We start from the raw sequence: 24660 nt of genomic DNA, 5'->3' as shown, positions 1-24660 counted from the left end.
ATATAATATGACACTAATATTCAATATCGAGTATCGCACCAGCTGGGGTGAAGAAGTCAGAGTCCTGGGTTCCATCCCGGAACTTGGCAACAACCAGCCCAACAAAGCCACCCCCCTGCACACTGTAGACGGCATTCACTGGACCGCGGAAGTGGATATCCAGATTCCCGGTAATGGAAGCGTCGAATACAGTTACCACATCTATCGAGATGGCAGAACCATACGGACAGAGTGGAACAGCCTGCCACGCATCCTGCACGTTGCAGACAATCCGAAGAAAGTTTACCGCATAGAAGATTGTTGGAAGAATCTGCCCGAGCAGCAGTATTTTTATACATCCGCTTTCACAGAATCCCTGCTGGCGCATCGCGAACGCAGTGCCGCCCCGAAAAGCTACAAAAAGGGGTTGCTGATAAAGGCGTACGCCCCCTGCATAGACAGTGACCATTGCCTGGCACTCTGCGGAAACCAGAAGGCGCTGGGTGACTGGAACCCGGACAAAGCTGCCCTTATGAGCGACATCGACTTCCCCGAATGGCAGGTAGAAGTGGATGCCGGCAAAATCAGCTTCCCGCTAGAGTATAAATTCGTCCTTTACAACAAGAAAGAGCGCCGTGCCGTGGCCTGGGAGAACAATCCCAACCGCTATATGGCCGACCCGCAGATAGCCGCCAACGAAACGCTGGCTGTCGGCGACCGTTATGTATACTTCAATCTTCCTGCATGGAAAGGTTCCGGAGTAGCCGTACCCGTATTCTCCCTGCGCTCCGAGAAAAGCTTCGGTGTAGGCGATTTCGGCGACTTGAAGCGCATGATTGACTGGGCAGTTGCCACCAATCAGAAGGCGGTGCAGATTCTGCCCATCAACGACACTACCATGACGCATACCTGGACAGACTCCTACCCTTACAGTAGCATCTCCATCTATGCCTTCCATCCCATGTACGCCGACCTGAAGCAGTTGGGCAGCTTGAAGGACAAGAAGGTGATGGCCGAATTCAACAAACGCCAGAAGGAACTGAATGCCCTGCCCGCCGTGGACTACGAAGCTGTGAACAAGACAAAGTGGGAATACTTCCACCTCATCTTCAAGCAGGAAGGGGAAAAGGTGCTGGCATCGGATGCTTTCCGTAATTTCTACGAAGCCAACAAGGAATGGTTGCAGCCATATGCCGTCTTCAGCTACCTGCGTGATGCCTACAAGACCCCGAATTTCCGCGAGTGGCCCAAGTATGCCACCTACGATGCCAAGGAGATAGAGACATTGTGCCGGCCGGACTCTGCCGACTATCCGCATATTGCCATCTACTACTACATCCAGTTCAATCTGCACCTGCAACTGCTTGCCGCCACCGAACATGCGCGCGCCAACGGCGTAGTGCTGAAAGGCGACATCCCCATCGGCATCAGCCGCAACAGTGTGGAAGCCTGGAAGGAACCCCACTACTTCAACCTGAACGGCCAAGCCGGTGCACCGCCCGATGACTTCTCCGTGAACGGACAGAACTGGGGCCTCCCCACCTACAACTGGGATGTCATGGAAAAAGACGGTTATGCCTGGTGGATGAAACGTTTCCACAAAATGGCAGAATACTTCGATGCCTACCGCATAGACCACATCCTCGGCTTCTTCCGCATTTGGGAGATACCGATGCACGCCGTACACGGGCTGTTGGGACAATTCGTCCCCGCCCTGCCCATGACGCGCGAGGAGATAGAAAGCTACGGGCTGGCATTCCGCGAAGACTTCTTCCTGAAGCCCTATATCCATGAGTACTTCCTCGGACAAATCTTCGGCCCGCATACAGACTATGTGAAACAGACCTTCATAGAGCCGACAGACACGTGGGAGGTTTACCGCATGCGTCCCGAGTTCGACACCCAGCGCAAGGTGGAAGCCTACTTTGCCGGAAAAACGGACGATGACAGCATCTGGATTCGTGACGGGCTTTACGCCCTTATCAGCGATGTGCTGTTCGTGCCCGACCGCAACAATCCGCACGAATACCATCCGCGCATCGGCGTGCAGCACGACTACATCTACCGCGCACTGAACGATTGGGAAAAGGCTGCCTTCAACCGGCTGTATGACCAGTACTACTATCACCGCCACAACGACTTCTGGGGACAGCAAGCCATGAAGAAACTGCCGCAACTGACACAGTCCACGCGCATGCTGGTATGCGGTGAGGACTTAGGCATGATTCCCGATTGCGTGGCATGGGTGATGAACGACCTGCGTATCCTTTCCCTGGAGATACAACGTATGCCGAAAGACCCGAAACAAGAATTCGGCCACACAGACTGGTATCCATACCGTTCGGTCTGCACCATCTCCACGCACGACATGTCTACCCTGCGCGGCTGGTGGGAAGAAGACTTCCAACAGACGCAGCGTTACTACAACACCATGCTCGGGCACTACGGTGCCGCACCGGCAACGGCCACGCCGGAGCTCTGCGAAGAAGTGGTTCGCAATCACCTCCATAGCAACTCCATCCTCTGCATCCTCTCCCTGCAAGACTGGATGTCCATGGACGGCAAATGGCGCAACCCGAACGTGCAGGAAGAACGCATCAATATTCCTGCCAACCCGCGGCACTACTGGCGCTGGCGCATGCACCTGACACTGGAACAACTGATGAAGGCAGAAAGCCTGAACGAGAAAATAAGGAGCATGATAGAAAGCACCGGAAGATAAGAAAGGATTCTTAGCAAAGTATTATTTTAGGCACGGATTACATGGACAATCACGGATAATATTGAAAGTAACCGTGATAACCCGTATAATTCCGTGCCTAAAATAATTCGATAAGTTCATTCCGACCCTCACATAATTGTATTCTATAAAAAACAATTTCGCGCTATTTTTATATTTTACAGAATACAATCCGCAACCTGAATCGTAATAACCGGATACTGATTTGCCCGTACCACAAAATATCAGTAAGTTTGCAGAAAACAATCTACAAGTAATGACCAGTTATATTTTCCTTGACACGCTTCGCTTCTTCGCCCATCACGGCGTGGGCGAACAAGAAACCGTGGTAGGCAATGAGTTTACCGTCAGCCTGCGCCTGCAAGTTGATATCCGGCGTGCGGCAGAAACGGACGACGTAGCCGACACCGTGAGCTATGCCGATGTACATACAGCTGTGAAGGCAGAGATGGACATTCCTTCCAAACTATTGGAACATGTATGCGGGCGAATTATAAACCGATTGTTCCACGACTTCCCACAGATAGAAGAAATAACCCTCAAGCTGGCAAAGCGCAATCCACCGATGGGCGCGGATATAGAGGCTGCAGGAGTGGAAATATGCCAACGCCGCGGAGAATGACAGATTGCCGAATCACCCCATTCACTATTGATACACAGACACTTCCCACTGCAAAGACACTGCATGCTTTTTGCAGTGGCGCTGCAAACGGTTTGCAGTAACACTGCACATATATTTGCAGTAGTACTGCAACAGCTTTGCAGTAACGCTGCAACAGATATGCAGTAGCACTGCAAAATGTATACAGAAGTTCTGCAGTGAGCATGCAGCAACTTTTCTGCCGTAGAATACAACCATTGATACCAATATTCCGTACCTTTGCCCCATCATCAACAAAAAGTCAATGAGAAACGCTATACAACGACTGGCATTACTCCCCATCGTCACTTTCTTCCTGCTACCGGCCGCTTGCTATCAAATACAGCTCCGAGTTTCATTGGAGAAATGCCCTCTACCTGCCCACCCCTTACGACTTTACAAACCCATACAACTATGCAGACTTCAGAAGGAATGAACTATTGAAAATAAACCTCACAGAGTTCCGCTTCCCCTACCAATACCTCAACGACATAGAATGGGCAGATTCACCAACACCATTATTGTGCAACTCTATGACTTCAAACGGCAAGGGTGGGCTATCGCACCAGTGTGGGCTGTCCATGAACGAAGGGTAGCGATAGATTAAGAATGCCCAGTAGAACCGAGTTTCATCCTTATTTTTGCCGTTTCCGCTTCTTTGCCGATTCCACCGCTTCGGCCACCACCGGCTTATTTGCAAACCGCTTGGTGTAGTTGCTGTAATCGGGAACAGTGCGTTCATACGTCGGGTCGACAAACAACGGGCTGGAAATGATATGGTCTGCCGTACTGCGGTTGCAGCAGAACACGATGTTCTCCACACCGGCAAGGCGGGTCAACGCCTTCACATCCGTATCGTGCGGCTGAAGGGTCATCGGGTCGGTGAAAAAGAAAAGATAGTCAATCTCTCCGTCCACAATGCGCGAGCCCATCTGCTGGTCACCGCCCAAAGGACCGGATTTAAGGATAGTGAAATCCCACTCCACATCAGGATGTTTCTCCCGGAGGGCTTCGAGGATAAGGGTACCCGTGGTGCCCGTACAATAGAATTTATGCCCCATCAGCAATTCCGAGTTCCACAGTACCCACTCGATGAGGTCTTTCTTCATGGCGTCGTGTGCCACTAATCCGATTTTTCTAACTAGTTTTTCCATAATTCAAAACCTTTAATAGATTGAACAATTATAAAAGGCAACAGTTCCTACAATTGGGAAAAGAATTTCTTTCCATGCAGATAAAACTGCGCCAATATACTGTTTTTTGTCCGTTCCGGTATTACGGCAAGCGTAGTTTTTTTCAGATTCTCTTTGCGGGACGCTGCTAATGAAGTGCGGAGGGAGTGGTAGGCACGGCGCGCACGGAATACGGCCAAAGCATTGGGTAACTGGCCTTTCAGCATGAAACTGAACGCAGCCACATAATCGAGCACCGCACGTACACGCATCACGGACGCCAAGTCCTCCTGCGGCAGATTCTTATAAAGCATGACAAGGTTATTACGAAAATTGAGGAAGGTCTTGCGCGGATTCTCCTTCTTCAAAGTGGCCCCTCCCACATGAAATACCACACTCTGCGGTATACATGCCAACTGTCTGCCACGGGCACGAAGCCGCCAACATAAATCTATCTCCTCCATGTGGGCAAAAAAACGTCCGTCCAGCCCACCCGCTTCCCGGTAGTCTGCCAGACGGATGAACAGAGCCGCCCCCGTAGCCCAGAAAATGGGTATCACCGTGTCGTATTGCCCCTTGTCCTCTTCTACCACGCCCATAATACGGCCGCGGCAGAAGGGATAGCCATAGCGGTCGATGAAACCTCCCGCAGCTCCGGCATACTCAAACTGCCCCTTGTTACGCCAACTGCGTATCTTCGGCTGGCAAGCGGCCGTCTCCGGATAGGCATCCATATACTCTGCCAACGGGACAAGCCAGTGCTCGGTGACCTCTACATCGGAATTGAGCAGCACTACATATTCTGCCTCCACTTGCTTCAATGCTAGATTGTATCCGTCGGCAAAACCGTGGTTCTCTTCCAGCAGAATCAAGTGCACAGAAGGAAACTCGCGACGGAGCATTGCCACAGAAGCATCCGTAGAGCCATTGTCCGCCACATACACCACAGCACCATCCGCCTCCGAAAAACGCACAACAGAGGGAAGGAAGGAACGGAGCATATCACATCCGTTCCAATTCAATATGACAACAGCAATCTTATCCATGTTGCACAGCTTCTTTTCGTTTCTTTTTCCAGCGTTTATGAGACCAGAACCAATAAGCCGGTTCGCGCCGGATGGTCTGCTCCAGACGACGGGCGAAGCACTCGGTTATCTCGCCATCCGCCGTCTGCTTGGGAGTTTCGGTAACCAAGTCGAAGAGCACTTTGCAATATCCTCTGGATGTCCGTTCCAATTCACAATAAAAGACGGGGAAGTCCATCAGCTTGGCAATGCGCTCGGCGCCATCCATGAACACGGTGTCCTGATTCAAGAAAGTGGTCCAATAATGGGCCTCGCTGCGGTTGGGCGACTGGTCCGTAATCAGGCCGATGGCTATCCGCCTGCCTTCACGGCGAAGCTTTATCACTTCGCGTGCCGTGGAATGTTTCGCCACATTGTATCCTCCGAACCGGGCACGGATATGCTTAAACATCTCGTCCAGATACTTATTGCTTAGCGGTTTGTACACCTGCACCGGGATGTCGCCCGGATGCATGATGGCCCCCATGCCTATAATCCACTCAAAATTGGCATAATGGGGAATCAACAGTACAATGCCTCCATGCTTCTCTATCATGGCAAGGTATTCTTCCTTATTATCATACTTCATCCGGCGGCAGAGCTCCTCGAAAGACATGCGCAGCATCTTCACCTCTTCCAGCATATAGTCGCAGATATAATGGTAGAACTTGCGCTCTATCTCCATCAATTCGGTTTCCGACTTCTCCGGAAAGGAATTGCGAAGGTTGCGGCGAACGACTTTCTTCCGATAATGCACGACGTGGCGCATCAGGAAGTACAGCCCGTCAGACAATGCATAAAGCGCCCGGAAAGGCAGAAGTGCCACAAGCCACATGCCCGCATAAGTCAGCCAATAGACAATTTTTGATTTCACTTCGTCAGTTATGAGTTATAAGTTATGAGTTATTTGTTGCAAAGGCGGCATTCCTCATTCCATCGCTCCCAAGAGTGCGGTGCCGTCGGCATTGAAATCGCCCAGGCGCACAGACACGAGCTGGTTGTCCAAGGCAGCATCATGAGGGACTTCCACACGGATATAATTGGGAGTGAAGCCGTGCATCGGCAGTCCGGGTTTGGGACGTTCCAGCAACACCGGCATCGTCTGCCCGATATGGCGCGCATAAAAAGCACGGGTCTTTTCGTCCGAAAGCTCCAGCAATTGCTGGCTCCTGCGGTGCTTTTCTTCGGGTGCCACCACGTGGTCTATCTTCAAGGCTTGCGTGCCGGGACGCTCCGAATAGCTGAAGACATGGAGCTGCGTCACGTCCAGGCTCTTGATAAACTCATAAGCCTGCCCGAAATACTCCTCCGTCTCTCCACGGGTACCCACAATCACGTCTACCCCTATAAAGGAATCGGGCATCACTTCCTTTATCTTCTTTATCTTCGAGGCAAACAAGGCGGTATCGTAACGGCGTCGCATCAGCTTCAGCACCTCGTCACTGCCCGACTGCAGCGGTATATGGAAATGAGGCATGAAACGCCGGGAACGGGACACGTATTCTATGATTTCATCTGTCAGCAGATTCGGCTCGATGGAGGATATGCGGTAACGCTCAATGCCTTCCACCTCGTCCAGCGCCTTCACCAAGTCGAAGAAAGTCTCACCGGTAGACTTGCCGAAGTCTCCGATATTGACGCCGGTCAATACAATTTCCTTTCCACCTTCGGCAGCCGCCTGGCTGGCCTGCTCCACCATAGAAGCAATGCTGCCGTTACGGCTACGTCCGCGGGCAAAGGGAATGGTGCAATAGGAACAATAATAATCGCAGCCGTCCTGCACTTTCAGGAAGAAGCGTGTCCGGTCGCCACGCGAACAAGACGGGGCAAACGAACGTATATCCTTCAAAGCGGAAGTGTAGGCCTCGCCGGTCTCGTGCTTCTGCAGATTGCCCAGGTAGTGGAGCAGGTCCTTCTTCTGCTCGGCTCCCAGCACGACGTCCACACCTTCTATCTTTGCCACCGTCTCCGGTTTCAGCTGGGCATAGCAACCGGTCACCACGACAAATGCACCCGGATGTTGCTTCACCAGTTTGTGGATGGCCTGGCGGCACTTCTTGTCTGCCACTTCCGTCACCGAGCAGGTATTCACTACACAAATATCCGCTTTCTCACCCTTGCGCGCCGTACGTACGCCCGCTTCCCGCAAAATTTTACCGATAGTAGAGGTCTCCGAGAAGTTCAGTTTGCACCCCAACGTATAGTAAACCGCCGTCTTATCTTGAAATATATTGGTATCTATCATGAGCTTATAAACACATTTATGCTGCAAATATATACATTATTAATCTATTTTTCCTACTTTTGCACACTCAACTAAAATTTGTGCAATGATACAAGAGAACTTTATCAAACTATACGAGCATAGTTTCCGCGAGAATTGGGACCTCCCCTGCTATACCAACTATGGAGAAAACGAGAGCTATACTTATGGCGAAGTGGCACAAGAAATAGCCAGACTGCATCTTATTTTCAAGTACTGCCAACTGCGCCGCGGCGACAAGATAGCCGTCATCGGCAAGAACAATGCCCGCTGGTGCATCGCCTATATGGCCACCATCACCTACGGTGGTATCGTAGTCCCCATTCTGCAAGACTTCAACCCCAATGATGTCCATCATATCGTAAACCACTCCGAATCAACGTTCCTCTTCACCAGCGATGCCATTTGGGAACATCTGGAAGAAGAACGGCTTACTGGACTTCGCGGTGTGTTCTCGCTGAGCGACTTCCGCTGTCTGTATCAGCGGGACGGCGAAACCATCCAGCGTTTCCTCAAGCATCTGGGCGATGAGATGGAAGCGACCTACCCGAACGGGTTCCGTAAGGAAGACATCGTTTACACGGACCTTTCCAACGACAAGGTCATGCTGCTGAATTATACCTCGGGCACCACCGGATTCAGTAAGGGCGTCATGCTGACGGGAAACAACCTGGCCGGCAACGTCACCTTCGGCATACGTACCGAGCTGCTGAAGAAAGGGGACAAAGTGCTCTCTTTCCTGCCTTTGGCACATGCATACGGCTGCGCATTCGATTTCCTTACCGCCACGGCCGTCGGCACACACGTCACACTGTTGGGAAAAGTGCCTTCCCCAAAGATTCTGATGAAAGCTTTCGAGGAAGTGAAACCCAACCTGATTATCACCGTCCCCCTTGTCATTGAAAAGATATACAAGAATGTCATACAGCCCATCATCAACAAAAAGACCATGAAATGGGCGCTCAGCATTCCCTTGCTCGACGGACAGATATACGGGCAAATCCGCAAGAAACTGATTGACGCACTGGGCGGACGTTTCAAGGAAGTCATCATAGGAGGCGCAGCCATGAACCCGGAAGTGGAAGAATTCTTCCACCGCATCAAGTTCCCCTTCACCATCGGCTACGGCATGACTGAATGTGCCCCTCTCATCAGCTATGCTCCCTGGAATGAATTCGTCCCGACTTCCTCCGGACGGGTACTCGACATCATGGAAGCCCGTATCTGCAAGGAAAACCCGGACGACAAACTCGGCGAAATACAAGTACGTGGCGAGAACGTGATGACGGGTTATTACAAAAACCCCGAAGCCACCAAAGAAGTCTTCACCGAAGACGGATGGCTTCGCACCGGCGACTTGGGTACACTGGACGACGACAACAACCTATACATACGCGGACGCAGCAAGACCATGATTCTCAGTTCCAGTGGACAGAATATCTTCCCCGAAGAGATAGAAGCACGGCTCAACAACATGCCTTTCGTCCTGGAAAGTCTTGTCATCGAACGGAATAAAAGACTGGTAGCGCTGGTTTATGCCGACTATGAAGCCCTGGATTCCTTGGGACTAAACCAGCCGGATAACCTTAAAACCATCATGGATGAGAATCTCAAAAATCTGAATAACAGCGTGGCAGCCTACGAAAAAGTAAGCCAAATCCAACTTTATCCGACTGAATTTGAGAAAACGCCCAAAAGAAGTATCAAGAGATACTTATACAACAGCATTGCCGAAGATTAATATGTTGTAAAACATATAGATAGGGATAAAAACAGCCGAAGCTCCAAAAAAAATATAAAAAAAGTTGGGGTTTCGAGAACAACATATTCAAAAAGTACATACCTTTGCAACGTTTTAATAAAGCAATTGATTGTATTACGTTTTAAAAGTAAAGAAAATGAAAAAATTAGTTTTGATGGCTGCAGCTATCGTAGCAGTATCTTTCGCATCTTGTGGCAACAAAGCAGCTAACGCTGAACAAGCAACTGCAGATTCTATCCGTATCGCTGACTCAATCGCAGCTGTAGAAGCAGCAGCAGCTGAAGCCGCAGCAGCAGCCGCAGCAGCTGACACTGTAGCAGTAGATAGCGCAGCTGTTGTAGCTGAATAATTTCAGTACAACACTCGAGAGAATTGAAAGTCTGACGTGCATACAAGCACACCAGACTTTTTTTATGTCTTATCCTCTCCTTCTGTTCCCTTCCAATTGTTAAGTCTTGGTCTTATTTCACAAAAAAGGGTATTATATGGCAGATAAATGATAAAGTATAGTGCATATACCAAATAAAAGCCGTTACTTTGCATCAACAAAACAATAAGAGGTTTATTACGATCTACGTTTCACTATGTTTCTCCTCGATTAGCCACATTGAGAATTTTCATTTCTGACTACAACTTCCTAAGACTCCTTTATTGAATTATTAATTTTTTATTTTTGTATTTTATGAATATGTACATTGGAAACCTTAGCTACAACGTTAGGGAATCAGATTTGAGACAAGTAATGGAAGAGTATGGAACAGTAGAATCAGTAAAACTGATTATGGACCGTAATACAAACAGATCAAAAGGTTTTGCCTTCGTAGAGATGCCCGAAGCTGCTGAAGCCCAACAAGCAATCAACAAACTGAATGGAGCAGAATATGTAGGCCGCCAAATGGTAGTGAAAGAAGCATTGCCAAGAAACTAAAAGAATTATTGGCTGACAATAAGGCAAAGAGCATACCCCTGAGTGGATATGCTCTTTTTTTGCATTAGTAACCTCGTAAAGAGACACAAGAGTATTCTTGCCAAACCTCTATACCGCGCGCGTAAACCTCTACTTCAGATTCGTAAACCTCTATGTCAGCATGCGTAAACCGCAGCTTTACGTATCCCTCAATAAGCTCACACACATACGCTCCGAACATAGAAAAGCCCGGTCCTTTATCAGAACCGGGCTTCCTTATCATTATTAAGTCTTTTCTTATGCTTCTTCAGCAACTACTTCGAAAGGAATTTCTACAGAAACTTCCTTGTGCAGCTTAACGATAGCCTTGTAGTTACCAACTTCTTTCACTGCGTCCTTAACAACGATAATCTTACGATCGATGTTGTGACCCAATTTAGCCAACTCTTCAGCAATCTGGATGTTACCAACAGAACCGAAGATAGTACCAGTAGAGCTAACCTTAGTAGCAATCTTCAATGATACGCCTTCCAGCTTAGCAGCCAGTTCTTCAGCATCCTTTTTGATTTTCTCCAGCTTGTGAGCACGTTGTTTCAGCTCTTCAGCCAACATTTTCTTTGCAGCCGGTGAAGCGATGACAGCTTTACCAGTCGGGATGAGGTAGTTACGACCGTAACCAGACTTTACTGTTACGATGTCGTTCTTATAACCCAAGTTTACAATGTCTTCTTTCAATATAATTTCCATACTTTCCTCCTCCTATTATTTCATCATGTCAGTTACATAGGGCAGCAACGCCAAGTGACGTGCTCTCTTCACAGCTTGAGCTACACGACGTTGGAACTTCAAAGAAGTACCGGTAATACGACGCGGAAGGATTTTACCTTGCTCATTCAAGAATTTCTTCAAGAATTCGGGATCTTTGTAGTCGATGTACTTAATACCGCTCTTTTTGAAACGGCAGTATTTTTTCTTCTTAACGTCTACTGAGGGCGGAGTTAAATATCTGATTTCTGATTGAACTTGTTGTGCCATGATTAATCCTCCTTTTTAGTTGATTTAACACTTCTTCTCTTCGCAGCATATTCAGCAGCGTACTTGTCTTGCTTGAAAGTCAAGAAACGGATAACGCGCTCATCACGACGGAAGTTTATTTCCAATTTCTCAATGACAGTAGGTTCTGCATTGAACTCAATCAGCTGATAGAAACCGGTTGACTTCTTCTGGATAGGATATGCCAGCTTCTTCAGTCCCCAGTTTTCTTCATTTACAATCTCAGCACCTTCAGCAGTAAGGATGCTTTTGAATTTTTCTACCGCTTCCTTCATCTGAACATCAGACAAAACGGGAGTCAAAATGAAAACGGTTTCGTATTGATTCATACTCGTTTAATTAAATAAATAAATTATTCGTTTTAAAAATGCGGTGCAAAGGTAGACATTTTATTTTGAACTACAAACATTTAATGTTTTTTTGTGTAGGGATATAGGAATTGTCTTCGGCTTGCACTATCTTTGCAAAGTTGTTTAAACAATAATTTCATGATAGAGCAATTCAACTTTGATATCCGCCTTATCTTTGCCATACTGAACGGTAAAGTGTCGGCTGCCATTAACCGAAAGCTGTCCCGCAACTTCCGCCAGAACGGTTTGGAGATTACTCCGGAACAGTGGACCGTCCTCATCTTCTTATGGGAAAAGGACGGGGTGACGCAACAAGAGTTGTGTAATGCAACTTTCAAAGACAAGCCCAGCATGACGCGCTTGATAGACAATATGGAGCGTCAGCATCTCGTCGTGCGCATATCGGACAAGAAAGACCGCCGAACCAATCTGATACATCTGACCAAGGACGGCAAGGAGCTGGAAGAACGCGCGCGCGTCATTGCCAACCAGACCCTCAAAGAAGCCTTGAAAGGCATCACCATCGAAGAGCTCAGTGTGAGCCAGGAGGTGCTGAGGAAGATTTTCTTCAATACGAAGGACTAAGATATAGGGATTAGGGGTTAAGGATTAGAGATTAAGGGAGGAGAAAACAAGGGGATGAAGCGTCATTTTTCATTCCTCATCTTCCATTCTTTATTAAAATATGGATTTTTTGCAAAAATAATTTCGCTTGTTAAAGAATTATGCTTTTCTTTGTGACAAGAATACGAAAGAATATAATAATCTAATTAAAATACACACACATGAAAGGCTTATTAAAAAATCTGGGATTGATATTAGTCGTAATAGGAGCTGTAATCCTGGTTGCATGTTCTTTTACCGGCAATGTTAACAACAATGCCATCTTGGGCAGTTCTGCCGTTTTGGTTGTAGTGGGATTGATTTCCTACATTGTCATTAACAAGAGAATTGTCGACTAATATCAAAAGAAAAGAAATAAAGAAGGCGGTTAGCATATACATGCAAACCGCCTTTTTTATTTTCTCTCCCCCAGAGGAGCCGAGTCTCATCAAGACTCAGCTTCCGGAGTAATCAGTTTATATCCTTTTCCGTGAATGTTGATGATTTCAATCGAATCATCTTCTTTCAGGTGCTTACGCAGCTTTGTGATATATACATCCATACTACGTGCATTGAAATAGTTGTCATCAATCCAAATAGTCTTCAACGCAAAGTCACGCTGCAGAATTTCGTTGGCATGTGCACAAAGCAAGCCCAGCAGTTCGGATTCTTTGGTGGTCAGTTTAGTCTGCTTCTCGGCAGTCGCCAGAATCTGTTTCTGCGTGTCGAATGTAAACTTACCAATCTTATAGATGTTGCTCTCCTTGTTCTTCTTTCCGCGAACACGTCTCAGGATAGCTTCAATTCTGAAAGTCAGCTCTTCCATACTGAAGGGCTTGGTGATGTAGTCATCGGCACCAATCTTGAAACCTTCCAGAATATCTTCCTTCAATGTTTTTGCCGTCAAGAAGATAATAGGTATTTCGGCATTGGCCGCACGCACTTCTTGTGCCAGTGTGAATCCGTCTTTCTTTGGCATCATCACATCAAACACACACAAGTCATATTTATTCTTCAGGAAAGCCTTGTATCCTGCTTCTCCATCGGGATATAACTCGGCAGCGTAACCTTTTGCCTGTAAATATTCTCTTAAAAGCATGCCAAGATTTTCATCATCTTCGCACAATAAAATACGCAGTTTCTCGTCCATATCAATCAATTTTTTAATAAAGGTAATGCAATAATAAATTTAGTTCCTACGTTCAGTTCACTTTCTGCCCGGATAGTTCCCTTATGATCCATGATAATCTTCTTCACATAAGCCAGTCCCAAGCCGAAGCCTTTCACATCGTGCAGATTACCTGTATGCACGCGATAGAACTTCTCGAATATCTTTTTCAAATTCTCCTTCTTGATGCCGATGCCGTTATCTTGGATGGAAATCATCAGTTTGCCAGGCTCATTCCAAGTCTTCACCGTCAGTTGCAGATCCGCATCCGGACGTTTATACTTCACTGCATTATCCATGAGATTGAAAATCACATTGGTGATATGCATCTCATCGGCAAAAATGGCAGAGTTGGTAGCTTTAAGCTCCGATTCAATCTTTCCATTATAACGCTCCACTTTCAGTGTAAACGTGTTGATAACACCCGCTATCAGCTCGTTGGCATCCAGTTCCTTATTCTTCAAAGTAGCCTTCTGACGGTCAAACATCGACATCTGAAGCACTTTTTCTACCTGGAACCTCAAGCGCTTCGTTTCATCGTTGATGACACCCGATATATGCTGGAACATAGTCGGAGACTTGCCCACAGCCGGGTCTTTCAACATCTGTGCCGCCAGAGAAATCGTCGATATCGGCGTCTTGAACTCGTGCGTCATATTGTTGATGAAATCATTCTTCATCTCCGTCAGCTTCTTCTGGCGGAATACGATGTAAATCGTAAAGATGAACGTCACCAGCAGTACAAAAGTAAATATCATCGACGGTATCATAAACCTGACCGAATCGAAGATATAATCCTTCTTTCCCGGAAAATGTATCTTGACGATACTCATACGGGCTGGTGGGTCATTCAAAAACAATGGCTGCGAATAAGAGCTTTCACTCCCTGCATCGCTATAATCCGCACAACGGTATACCTCCCGACCTTCCCGGTCTATCACCTTGAAGTGATAATCCATATCACCGAGACCATTCTCTATCAGACCTGCTTTTAGATACTGGTCCAGACTTTTGAAATTAACACGCTCCTCAATCGGCTTGTCGCTGGCATTGTATACCATCTGCAACACCACCTCGTCTACCAATGCACGCTGGTAAAGATAGCGGTTTTTAAGCATCTCTATCTGCGAGCGTGAAGTCTGAGGAATGGTTTTTGCTCCGTGTTTGCGTGAAATCATTGCTCTTGGCAATTCAGAAGGCTCGTTACTGAAAGTTTTCAATTCCACCGAAGAACGGACACTGCCATCCGGAGCTGTCATCACAAACCGCTGGGTACGCATCACTCCGCTACTGCTTTGCGATTGTTCCCACGCCTTCTTTTCTGCCTCGGAGATATCCTCATTCAGCCAACGCACAACCTCTGCGGACTCTGCCTCTTTCGAAGCAGCCATCAACGCACGCTTCACCGATTCATCAAATTGTCCGTTACGCATCTTCACCATTTCCTCAATATAGCTTATCTGCAGATACAGCAAACTAAGGAAGGAAAGCCCCATAACAACACCTAATATCCATATAGTTGACTTTTTCATAGTCACAAAATTAACACTCCCTAATTAACACTCCTAACCAATTAACCTGATTTAACCGGACGTTCTCGTAAATTAACCGAAGACCATTTTTTAGGTTGTATTATGAGCATTATAACAAAAACACAAGCCTTTGGTTTGCAAATTTAATAAAAAATTAATCATTCAATTCACAATTCTGCATGTTCTTAATCTACGTTAATGAAAAAAGCCGTTATTACTTGCCATGAAGTAACAACGGCTTTAACAATTGTTATATTAGCAGCCGGTAGTTACAACAGCCAAACTACCAACCCCTGAAAATCATTCTTCAGCTTGCTTTGCCTCAAATTCCTTAATCAGTTTATCCTGCACATCACTCGGAACGAGTTCATAGCTGGCAAACTTCATGATGAACGAAGCACGTCCACCGGTCAGTGAGCTAAGTGCCGTAGAGTAGGATGACATTTCCTTCAAAGGCACCTTAGCACTCAGTTTTTCGTAACCGGCCTCGCTGCTCATACCCATAATCATGGCACGGCGTCCCTGCAAGTCCCCCATCACATCACCCATCTTGTCCGACGGAACAAATACTTCCACGTCATAAATGGGTTCTAGAATCTTCGGGCCTGCATTCTTGAACGCTTCGCTGAACGCATTCCGTCCCGCCAGCATAAAGGAGATTTCATTGGAGTCAACCGGATGCATTTTTCCGTCATATACGATGACACGTACATCGCGAGCATACGAACCAGTCAACGGTCCCTGCTCCATACGTGACATGATACCCTTCAAGATGGCCGGCATGAAACGTGCATCAATGGAACCACCCACAATACTATTGACGAATACCAGCTTGCCACCCCATTCCAATGGAACTTCTTCGGTACCCTTGACGTTCATCTTGAACTCCTGACCATTGAATTTATAGGTTTCGGGCAACGGCATGCCTTCGTAGTAAGGCTCAACAATCAGATGAACTTCACCGAACTGGCCTGCACCACCCGACTGCTTCTTATGGCGATAATCCGCACGGGCAGCTTTGGTAATCGTTTCGCGATACGGTATTCTCGGTTCTTCAAACTTGATTTGCAGTTTTTCATTGTTTTCCAGACGCCACTTCAAGGTACGCAAATGGAATTCACCTTGTCCGTGTACAATAGTCTGACGCAATTCTTTAGACTGGTCTATCACCCACGTCGGGTCTTCCTCTCGCATACGGTTCAAAGCAACCATCATCTTTTCTGTATCCGACTCGTTCAACGGCTTGATAGCACGTGAGTATTTGGAGTTCGGATATTTAATGAAGTTGAAACGGTTTTCAGAGCCCTTACCGTTCAATGTATTGCCGGTATGTACATCCTTCAGTTTCACTGTACAGCCGATGTCACCGGCTACCATTTCCTCTACCTTGATACGGTTGGCACCGGCACAAGCATAAATCTGCGCGATGCGTTCCTTGGAACCGCGGTCTGCATTGGTAAAATCATCACCTTCGTGCACTTTACCACTCATAACCTTGAAGTATTGAACATCACCGATATGCGGCTCAACGGCAGTCTTGAAGAAATACAAGGAAGTCGGTCCGTTAGAATCCGGCTTCACCACCTCACCGCGTGTATTGTGCACCGGTGGCATTTCGTCCACAAACGGCACCACATTACCCAGGAACTCCATCAGACGGCGTACACCCATATCCTTGCCGGCACAGACGCAGAATACCGGGAACATACCTCGTGAAGCCAGTCCCTTGCGGATACCTTCGCGCATTTCGTCTTCTGTCAAAGAGTCCTGCTCAAAGAATTTTTCCATCAGGCCTTCGTCATGTTCGGCTGCAGCTTCTACCAAAGCCTTGTGCAGTTCTGTAGCCTTTTCCATTTCTTCGGCCGGAATCTCTTCAATAATGGGAGCGCCACCTTCGGGTCCCCACGAATATTTTTTCATCAAAAGTACATCGATCAACGAATTGAAGTTCGGTCCGGTAGCCAGCGGATATTGCACGGGCACCACCTTCGGACCGTATATGGTTTGCAACTGCTCAAGCACCATATCATAATCGCACTTTTCATTATCGAGCTGGTTTACCAGGAAAATAACCGGTTTGCCCAGTTTCTCGGTGTAGCGGAAATGGTTCTGCGTACCTACCTCGGGACCGTATTGCCCGTTCAGCAGCAGAATGGCAGTATCTGTAACGTTGAGCGCCGTCATGGCAGCCCCTACAAAGTCATCACTACCCGGGCAGTCAATGATATTCAGTTTCTTGCCGTTCCACTCCACATGGAAAACGGTGGAAAACACAGAATAGCCGTATTCCTGCTCCACCGGGAAGTAATCGCTGACTGTATTCTTGGCAGTAATCCTGCCGCGGCGTTTTATAATACCACTCTCAAAGAGCAGCGCTTCCGTGAGAGTGGTTTTACCCGAGCCGTCATTGCCAAGGAGGGCAATGTTCTTAATTTCATTCGTCTGATATACTTTCATGATATATTAAGATTTTAAGTGAATAACCTGACATACGATGATGCCGTTAACTTTTTGTGAGGCGCAAATTAGGCATTAATTCAAAGAAAAGCAACATCGGGAAGCATGTTATATAACACACTTCCTCCGCCAACAAAGAATATAATGTTCTTCTGCCAATAAACTGCCCGAATTCACAAGTCATCCAACTTCTTGGACGGCTTAAATATTTCTTATAACTTTGCAGGAAAAAGAATCCCCCCCGAAAACCATGAACAAACTACTGTTAACAACACTGCTCGTTCTATGTCCATATTTGGCAATGGGACAGTCCAACCAAAAAACAACCAGGAAAGCCCCTCTCATCGGCATTTCCTGCTCACATCCGGGCCGAAGCTCATCCACACAGATGACGTATACCGAGTCTGTAATCCAGGCAGGTGGAACACCTATACTGATTTCCATCACTACCGATAGCCTTGTCTTGACAGACATTGCCAACCGGCTGGACGGTATCATTCTGATAGGAGGAGGAGACATCCACCCTTCCTATTTCAATGAATCGCCCATCGAACAGCTGGGAGAGGTGGACTCCCTGCGTGATGTATACGACATGGCACTCATCCGCCTGGCTACCCGGCGTAACATTCCGATGTTTGGCATCTGCCGAGGAGAACAGTTAATCAATGTAGCTTTCGGCGGAACCCTTTATCAGGATATCCCTACCCAGCATCCCGACACCACTGTCTGCCACCAGCAGCAGGAACCGAGCAGTATACCAACTCATACCGTCCACCTCACTCCCGGTTCTGCCATGGCATCCATAACCGGACAGACACAACTTTTCACCAATACTCACCATCACCAGGCGGTCAAGCAAGTTGCCCCGGGATTCAGCGTAACGGGTTGGTCGTCAGACAGTATTCCCGAAGCTATAGAGTCTTCCCACGAATATCCGATATGGGGTGTGCAATTCCATCCCGAAGCTCTGGCTACGGCAGGCGACAGCATCTCTGCCAGATTCTTCTATTTTCTGGTTCAAAAGGCAGCTACCTACCGGCATGCCAAAGAGATTCACCGCCGCATCCTCTCCCTCGACACGCATACAGACACCCCACTTGATTTTGACGTTTCCTATAATATAGGTACGCGCGAAAAAACGCAGGTTTGCCTGCCCAAGATGCGAGAAGGAAAATTGGATGGACAATACCTGGCATGCTGGGTGCGCCAAGGCCCGTGCGATGAAGAGAACAGTCTGAAAGCCATTGACCGAGTGGATGAGTTGATACGCCACATCTACCGACAAGTGGAGATGAACGGGGAGCAATGTGCCATAGCCCGCACGCCCGATGATTTGTCCAGGCTCAAGACCGAAGGAAAGAAAGCTTTTTATATTGGCATCGAAAACGGATACGGCATCGGCAAGGATTTGAAGAATATCACCCGTTTCCATGATGCAGGCGTTACCTACATCACCCTTTGCCACACCCGCAACAATGACATCTGCGACAGTTCTTCGGACACGACTGCCCGTTGGAACGGCTTAAGTCCTTACGGTAGAAAAGTGGTGAAAGAAATGAACCGGCTGGGAATAATGATAGACCTTTCCCATGCAGCCGAAAGCACCTTCTGGGATGTACTGAAATATTCAAAAGCACCGGTCATAGTCTCCCACTCCTCTGCAAGCGCCATCTACAGACACGACCGCAATCTGACCGACGAACAGCTACGCGCCCTTGCCGCACATGGCGGTGTGGCTCAAGCCTGCCTGGTAGACGAGTTCCTGAACCCGGATGCCAAGAAAACCAACCTTACGGACTTCATGAAACACCTGCTGCACATGGTTGAAGTGGCAGGCATAGACCACGTGGGCATTGGCTCGGACTTCGACGGTGGAGGCGGGGTCAAAGGATGCAATGGGGACAATGATTTCATCAATATCACCGTCCGTCTGCTGGAACATGGATTTACAGAAACAGACATCGCCAAGATATGGGGTGGAAATTTCCTCCGGGTGATGAAACAAGTACAAACCAAATAGAAAAGACCGAAAAACATCACAAAAAGGAGAGATTAGAGCTATAATCTCTCCTTTTTGACACATTTACATACCCTCCATTTCTCAACTTTCGCATATCTTTGCCCAAAACATAAACGATTTATTAATTATCTAATACCGAATTCTTAAATGAAAAGGAAAATTATTTGGAGTTTTGCATTGCTGGCCTGCCTTTGCTGCCTGCCATCTGCAAAAACAAAAGCACAAACGAAAAATGCCGCAATCATACCCGGGGAAGTATGGAAAGACACCGACGGCAATCCCATCAACGCCCATGGCGGCGGCCTTCTTTACCACGAAGGGACCTACTATTGGTATGGCGAATACAAAAAAGGGGAAACCATCCTGCCCGAATGGGCTACGTGGGAATGCTACCGCACCGACGTAACCGGTGTCAGCTGCTACTCTTCAAAAGACCTGCTGAACTGGAAGTTCGAGGGTATTGTACTTCCTGCCGTGAAAGATGACGAGAAACACGACCTGCACCCCAGCAAGGTGTTGGAACGTCCCAAAGTGATTTACAACGAAAAGACAAAGAAATTCGTCATGTGGGCGCATGTGGAAAGCGCCGACTACAGTAAGGCATGTGCCGGCGTAGCGGTCAGCGATTCTCCTACCGGGACATTCACCTATGTAGGCAGCTTCCGTCCCAACGGTGCGATGAGCCGCGACCAAACAGTGTTCGTTGATGATAACGGCAAGGCATATCAGTTCTACTCGTCGGAAAACAACGCTACCTTATATATAAGCGAACTAACGGATGACTACCTGAAGCCCACTGGTCGCTATACACGCAATTTCGTGAAGCAAAGCCGCGAAGCACCCGCCGTATTCAAGTATAACGGCAAGTACTATATGCTCTCTTCCGGTTGTACCGGCTGGGATCCCAATGTTGCCGAACTGGCTGTGGCCGACTCCATCATGGGGCAATGGACTACCATCGGCAATCCGTGTACCGGTCCTGATGCAGATAAGACCTTCTATGCACAAAGCACTTACGTGCAGCAAGTATACGGAAAAGGAAATGCCTACATTGCCATGTTCGACCGCTGGAAAAAGAAAAACCTTGAGGACTCACGCTACGTATGGCTCCCGCTTGAATTCGGCAAGGACGGCACAATCACGATACCCTGGCGCGACAGCTGGGACCCGCGTACCCAATGGGAAGAACAAGGCGACTTCTCTGCCGGCAAAGGAACATTCCTATTGAATGGCAAGCCGTTTGTCATCAAAGCCGCAGAGCTGCACTATCCACGTATCCCCAAAGCCTATTGGGACCAACGCATCAAGCTATGCAAGGCACTGGGCATGAACACCATCTGCCTTTATGTATTCTGGAACTCCCACGAGTCTCAGCCGGGAGTGTTCGACTTCACCGGACAGAATGACCTGGCGGAATTCTGCCGCCTATGCCAGCAGAATGACATGTATGTCATCCTGCGCCCGGGACCGTATGTCTGTGCCGAATGGGAAATGGGCGGACTGCCCTGGTGGTTACTCAAGAAAAAAGATATCCGCCTGCGCGAATCCGACCCCTACTTTATGGAGCGTGTAGGTATCTTCGAAAAAGCCGTTGCCGAGCAGGTAGCTGGTATGACCATACAGAACGGAGGTCCCATCATCATGGTACAAGTAGAGAACGAATACGGCTCCTACGGGGAAGACAAAGGCTACGTATCGCAAATCCGCGACATCGTACGCGCCAACTACCCCGGCGTAGCACTGTTCCAATGCGACTGGGCGTCCAACTTCACCAAGAACGGACTCCACGACCTGGTATGGACCATGAACTTCGGTACAGGAGCCAACATCGACCAACAGTTTGCACCGCTGAAGAAACTCCGTCCTGATAGCCCGCTGATGTGCTCCGAATTCTGGAGCGGCTGGTTCGACAAGTGGGGAGCCAACCACGAAACCCGTCCGGCTGCCGACATGATTGCCGGCATTGACGAGATGTTGTCCAAAGGCATCTCCTTCAGCCTCTACATGACCCACGGAGGGACCAACTGGGGACACTGGGCAGGAGCCAACTCACCCGGATTCGCCCCTGACGTAACCTCTTACGACTACGACGCCCCCATCAGCGAATCGGGACAGACCACTCCCAAATACTGGGAATTGCGAAAAGCATTGTCCAAATACATGAACGGCGAGAAGCAGGCTAAAGTTCCCGCTTTAATCAAGCCCATCCGTATTCCGTCTTTCCAATTTACAGAGATGGCTCCTTTGTTCGACAATCTTCCTGCTGCCAAGAAAGACCGCAATATCCGTACCATGGAGGAATATAACCAGGGATTCGGAAGTATTCTCTACCGCACCACACTGCCCGAGATGAAAACCCCGTCCCTGCTCACTGTGAACGATGCGCACGATTATGCCCAAGTTTTCCTGGATGGCAAATACATCGGCAAACTGGACCGCCGCAACGGTGAAAAGCAACTGGAATTCCCCGCCTGCCCCAAAGGTGCACGCCTCGACATTCTGGTAGAAGCCATGGGCCGCATCAACTTTGGACGTGCCATCAAGGACTTCAAGGGTATCACCCAAAGCGTAGAACTTACCGTAGACATCGACGGCCGTCCTTTCACCTGCAACCTGAAGGATTGGGAAGTCTATAATCTCGAAGATACATACGATTTCTATAAGAACATGAAGTTCCAGCCCATCGGCTCACTGAAAGATGAGTTAGGACAACGCATTCCGGGTTGCTACCGTGCCACCTTTAAGGTGAACAAGCCCAGCGACACATTCCTAAACTTCGAGACTTGGGGCAAGGGACTTGTCTACGTCAACGGGCACGCCATGGGACGCATTTGGGAAATCGGCCCGCAACAGACCCTCTACATCCCGGGATGCTGGTTGAAGAAAGGTGAGAATGAAGTGATTGTCTTCGACATCATCGGTCCCAAAGAAGTTAAGTCCGAAGGACTGAGCGAGCCATTACTGGACCAGTTGCTCGTCACCAAACCGCTGACGCACCGCAATGAGGGTGAAAATCTCGACTTGTCCGGTGAGCAGCCCGTCCTCTCCGGCAGCTTCAATCCCGGCAACGGTTGGCAGGAACGCAAATTCGACCAACCCGTCACCGGACGTTATGTCTGCCTGGAAGCCTTGAGTGCACAAGATGGAAAAGACCTGGCTTGCATTGCCGAAATGTATCTGCTGGATGAGAATGGGGAACGTCTGTCACGCGAACCCTGGATTGTCAATTATGCCGACAGCGAAGACGTATCCCACGTCAACTGTTCTGCGGACAAAATCTTCGACCTCCAGGAATCAACCTATTGGAGCACAACAAAAGACACTCCATACCCGCATTCTGTCGTGATTGACTTGGGTAGTACCCGCACCCTGACCGGCATACAATATCTACCCAGAATGGAAAGCGAGGTACCGGGTGGAATCAAAGACTTCAAGGTTTACGTAAAATCCAAGGCTTTCAACTATTAGGCCGGATTTACAACACTAATAGATTCTTTAGACACGGATTACATGAAAAATCATGGATAATAAATGAAGAATATCCATGATTTTTCGCGTAATCCATGCCTAACTTAAAATCAATCAAACAGATTTTCCGTACAATTCATCGTCTACCACAGCCAGCATTCCCTCCACTTGAGCCAATGCCAGCATACGGCCATGAAAAGAATAACCTGCATTGTACCCTTTATCCTCGTCGCCCAACATCATGCGACCGTGGTCCACACGCATCGGCAATCCCGGATTTTCTTTCTCAAAGATACGAATCAAATCAATGAGGTGTCCCCTTCCCTCCAGATGGGAACTTTCGATAAAGTTTCCACCCGGTATTGCCTTCGTACTGCGCAAATGCACAAAGTGGGTACGCCTGGCAAACTTCCTTGCCAGTTCACGGGTATCATTCTGTTCACCCGCACTCAATGAACCGGCGCAAAAAGTCAGGCCATTATGGGGATTGTCCACTGCACTCAGTATCCAGGCAATATCTGCCTCGTCTGTCACAATGCGCGGCAACCCCAATACCTGAAAAGGAGGGTCATCGGGGTGTACACACATATTCACCCCATATTCCTCGCATACCGGCATGATGGCAGACAAGAAATAACGCATATTCTCGCGCAGAGCCTCCCGGTCTATCCCTTTGTATAGCGCCAGCAAACGTTTGAACAGGGTTACCGGCTCCTTGTCACCTTCCTTGATGTTGCCATTTACGAATCCTTGTGTCTTTACGATAATCGTATCTACCAGCTCTGCCTTTTCAGACTCCGTAATCACCTTATCCAGTTCTGCCACCTTGTCCAGCTCTTCCGGAGAATAATCGGCTTCCGCATTCTCCCGTTCCAATATCTTCAGGTCGAAGTAGGCAAAACGGATTCTGTCGAAATAAAGAGAAGATGTCCCGTCTTCCCAGGGATGTTGTAAGTCCGTGCGAATCCAGTCAATCACCGGCATGAAGTTGTAGCATACCGTCCGGATGCCTGCCTTGCCGAGATTGGCAAGGCTTATCTTGTAGTTCTCTATCAATCGGTCACGCTCACTCCCCGCATATTTGACAGCCTCGCACACCGGCAGACTTTCTACTACAGACCAGCGCAATCCGAAGGATTCAATATAATCCCTCAAATCTTCAATGGCTTCCAACGTCCATATTTCACCGTTGGGAACTTCATGCAAGGCAGTGACAACGCCTTCCACTCCTATCTGTTGCAACATGGCAAGGGTTATCTTGTCTTTCTTGCCAAACCATCTCCAAGTCTTTTCCATTCTTTATTATTAATTTTCTTGTTTTTCAGGCGTTCAAACCACCCGTTACCTTTTTGCAAAAGTAAGAAAGAATATGAGAACTGTCCATTCTGAATGGATAGATTTGTTTGTTCGCAATGAAAACAATATCTTAGCACTTCATTACATATATTAATTACGCTTATGCAAGACATAACAAACGGACGT

The 24660-nt window shown here is 48.0% G+C and carries 21 protein-coding genes; 9 read left to right on the top strand and 12 right to left on the bottom strand.

Annotated elements, in window-relative coordinates:
* Positions 1-7: 7 nt before the first annotated feature.
* Complete coding sequence (locus tag DWY55_RS14035) at positions 8-2701, top strand: 4-alpha-glucanotransferase (protein WP_057281602.1); 2694 nt, start codon at positions 8-10, stop codon at positions 2699-2701.
* A 274-nt stretch (positions 2702-2975) separates the two neighbouring features.
* Positions 2976-3341, top strand: a complete 366-nt coding sequence (gene folB, locus DWY55_RS14030) for a dihydroneopterin aldolase (protein ID WP_005830212.1) — start codon at positions 2976-2978, stop codon at positions 3339-3341.
* Positions 3342-3994: 653 nt separating this feature from the next.
* On the opposite strand, the gene DWY55_RS14020 is transcribed toward folB, so the two are convergent.
* Genes DWY55_RS14020 through mtaB form a run of 4 tightly spaced genes read right to left on the bottom strand, consistent with a single transcriptional unit; the run spans position 3995 to position 7840 of the window.
* Entirely contained in the window at positions 3995-4513 is a 519-nt protein-coding gene (locus tag DWY55_RS14020; protein ID WP_005830204.1) for a methylglyoxal synthase, read from the bottom strand.
* A 47-nt stretch (positions 4514-4560) separates the two neighbouring features.
* Positions 4561-5577, bottom strand: a complete 1017-nt coding sequence (locus tag DWY55_RS14015) for a glycosyltransferase family 2 protein (RefSeq protein ID WP_005830203.1) — start codon at positions 5575-5577, stop codon at positions 4561-4563.
* Entirely contained in the window at positions 5570-6469 is a 900-nt protein-coding gene (locus DWY55_RS14010) for a lysophospholipid acyltransferase family protein (protein WP_008664096.1), read from the bottom strand. Before DWY55_RS14010 ends, DWY55_RS14015 begins: the two co-directional genes overlap by 8 nt.
* A gap of 54 nt (positions 6470-6523) precedes the next feature.
* Positions 6524-7840, bottom strand: coding sequence for a tRNA (N(6)-L-threonylcarbamoyladenosine(37)-C(2))-methylthiotransferase MtaB (gene mtaB, locus DWY55_RS14005; protein WP_005833232.1), 1317 nt, complete (start codon positions 7838-7840; stop codon positions 6524-6526).
* 85 nt (positions 7841-7925) lie between these two features.
* Between mtaB and DWY55_RS14000 the strand changes: the two genes are divergently transcribed.
* From DWY55_RS14000 to DWY55_RS13990, 3 genes are all read left to right on the top strand, one after another.
* Positions 7926-9599: a long-chain fatty acid--CoA ligase gene (locus tag DWY55_RS14000; protein WP_008664099.1), complete on the top strand. Its 1674-nt coding sequence runs from the start codon at positions 7926-7928 to the stop codon at positions 9597-9599.
* A 157-nt stretch (positions 9600-9756) separates the two neighbouring features.
* Complete coding sequence (locus DWY55_RS13995; RefSeq protein WP_005833237.1) at positions 9757-9969, top strand: hypothetical protein; 213 nt, start codon at positions 9757-9759, stop codon at positions 9967-9969.
* 333 nt (positions 9970-10302) lie between these two features.
* Positions 10303-10548, top strand: a complete 246-nt coding sequence (locus DWY55_RS13990; protein ID WP_005830186.1) for an RNA recognition motif domain-containing protein — start codon at positions 10303-10305, stop codon at positions 10546-10548.
* Between the two features lie 276 nt (positions 10549-10824).
* On the opposite strand, the gene rplI is transcribed toward DWY55_RS13990, so the two are convergent.
* From rplI to rpsF, 3 genes are read right to left on the bottom strand one after another with little or no spacing between them, the layout of a single operon-like run.
* The gene (rplI, locus tag DWY55_RS13980) at positions 10825-11274 is read right to left on the bottom strand and encodes a 50S ribosomal protein L9 (protein ID WP_005830185.1); all 450 of its coding nucleotides are present in this window, start codon (positions 11272-11274) and stop codon (positions 10825-10827) included.
* Positions 11275-11289: 15 nt separating this feature from the next.
* Positions 11290-11562 (bottom strand): 30S ribosomal protein S18, encoded by a 273-nt coding sequence (rpsR, locus tag DWY55_RS13975; protein ID WP_004288442.1) that lies wholly within the window; start codon positions 11560-11562, stop codon positions 11290-11292.
* 2 nt (positions 11563-11564) lie between these two features.
* Positions 11565-11909: a 30S ribosomal protein S6 gene (gene rpsF / locus DWY55_RS13970; RefSeq protein WP_005833241.1), complete on the bottom strand. Its 345-nt coding sequence runs from the start codon at positions 11907-11909 to the stop codon at positions 11565-11567.
* 159 nt (positions 11910-12068) lie between these two features.
* Here rpsF and DWY55_RS13965 point away from each other — a divergent pair, with 159 nt between their 5' ends.
* Positions 12069-12515 carry a MarR family winged helix-turn-helix transcriptional regulator gene (locus DWY55_RS13965; RefSeq protein ID WP_005830183.1) on the top strand — a complete coding sequence of 149 codons (447 nt, stop codon included), beginning with the start codon at positions 12069-12071 and terminating at the stop codon, positions 12513-12515.
* Between the two features lie 200 nt (positions 12516-12715).
* Positions 12716-12892: a hypothetical protein gene (locus tag DWY55_RS22005; RefSeq protein ID WP_005830181.1), complete on the top strand. Its 177-nt coding sequence runs from the start codon at positions 12716-12718 to the stop codon at positions 12890-12892.
* An 89-nt stretch (positions 12893-12981) separates the two neighbouring features.
* Here the strand turns inward: DWY55_RS22005 and DWY55_RS13960 are convergent, their stop codons facing one another.
* The 3 genes from DWY55_RS13960 to DWY55_RS13950 all read right to left on the bottom strand — a co-directional run bounded on the left by DWY55_RS13960 (position 12982) and on the right by DWY55_RS13950 (position 17690).
* The gene (locus tag DWY55_RS13960; protein ID WP_005830176.1) at positions 12982-13683 is read right to left on the bottom strand and encodes a response regulator transcription factor; all 702 of its coding nucleotides are present in this window, start codon (positions 13681-13683) and stop codon (positions 12982-12984) included.
* A gap of 5 nt (positions 13684-13688) precedes the next feature.
* The gene (locus tag DWY55_RS13955) at positions 13689-15233 is read right to left on the bottom strand and encodes a sensor histidine kinase (RefSeq protein WP_005830174.1); all 1545 of its coding nucleotides are present in this window, start codon (positions 15231-15233) and stop codon (positions 13689-13691) included.
* Between the two features lie 300 nt (positions 15234-15533).
* The gene (locus DWY55_RS13950; protein ID WP_005830172.1) at positions 15534-17690 is read right to left on the bottom strand and encodes an elongation factor G; all 2157 of its coding nucleotides are present in this window, start codon (positions 17688-17690) and stop codon (positions 15534-15536) included.
* A gap of 250 nt (positions 17691-17940) precedes the next feature.
* On the opposite strand from DWY55_RS13950, the gene DWY55_RS13945 reads away from it, so the two are divergent.
* Positions 17941-19710, top strand: coding sequence for a gamma-glutamyl-gamma-aminobutyrate hydrolase family protein (locus DWY55_RS13945; RefSeq protein WP_022401411.1), 1770 nt, complete (start codon positions 17941-17943; stop codon positions 19708-19710).
* Between the two features lie 147 nt (positions 19711-19857).
* Entirely contained in the window at positions 19858-23178 is a 3321-nt protein-coding gene (locus DWY55_RS13940) for a beta-galactosidase (protein WP_057259056.1), read from the top strand.
* 114 nt (positions 23179-23292) lie between these two features.
* Here DWY55_RS13940 and uxuA read toward each other — a convergent pair whose 3' ends face one another.
* On the bottom strand, positions 23293-24474 hold the full coding sequence (uxuA, locus tag DWY55_RS13935; protein ID WP_005830167.1) for a mannonate dehydratase: 1182 nt from the start codon (positions 24472-24474) through the stop codon (positions 23293-23295).
* Positions 24432-24660, bottom strand: a 229-nt coding sequence (locus DWY55_RS22195) for a hypothetical protein (protein WP_207806426.1), incomplete at its 5' end; no start/stop codon positions are given. The genes DWY55_RS22195 and uxuA, both read right to left, overlap by 43 nt.

Origin of the sequence: Bacteroides sp. AF25-38AC (assembly GCF_003602995.1) — a bacterium.
In the GTDB taxonomy this organism is placed as follows: domain Bacteria; phylum Bacteroidota; class Bacteroidia; order Bacteroidales; family Bacteroidaceae; genus Bacteroides; species Bacteroides uniformis.
This window is presented reverse-complemented; position numbering and strand designations above follow the sequence as displayed.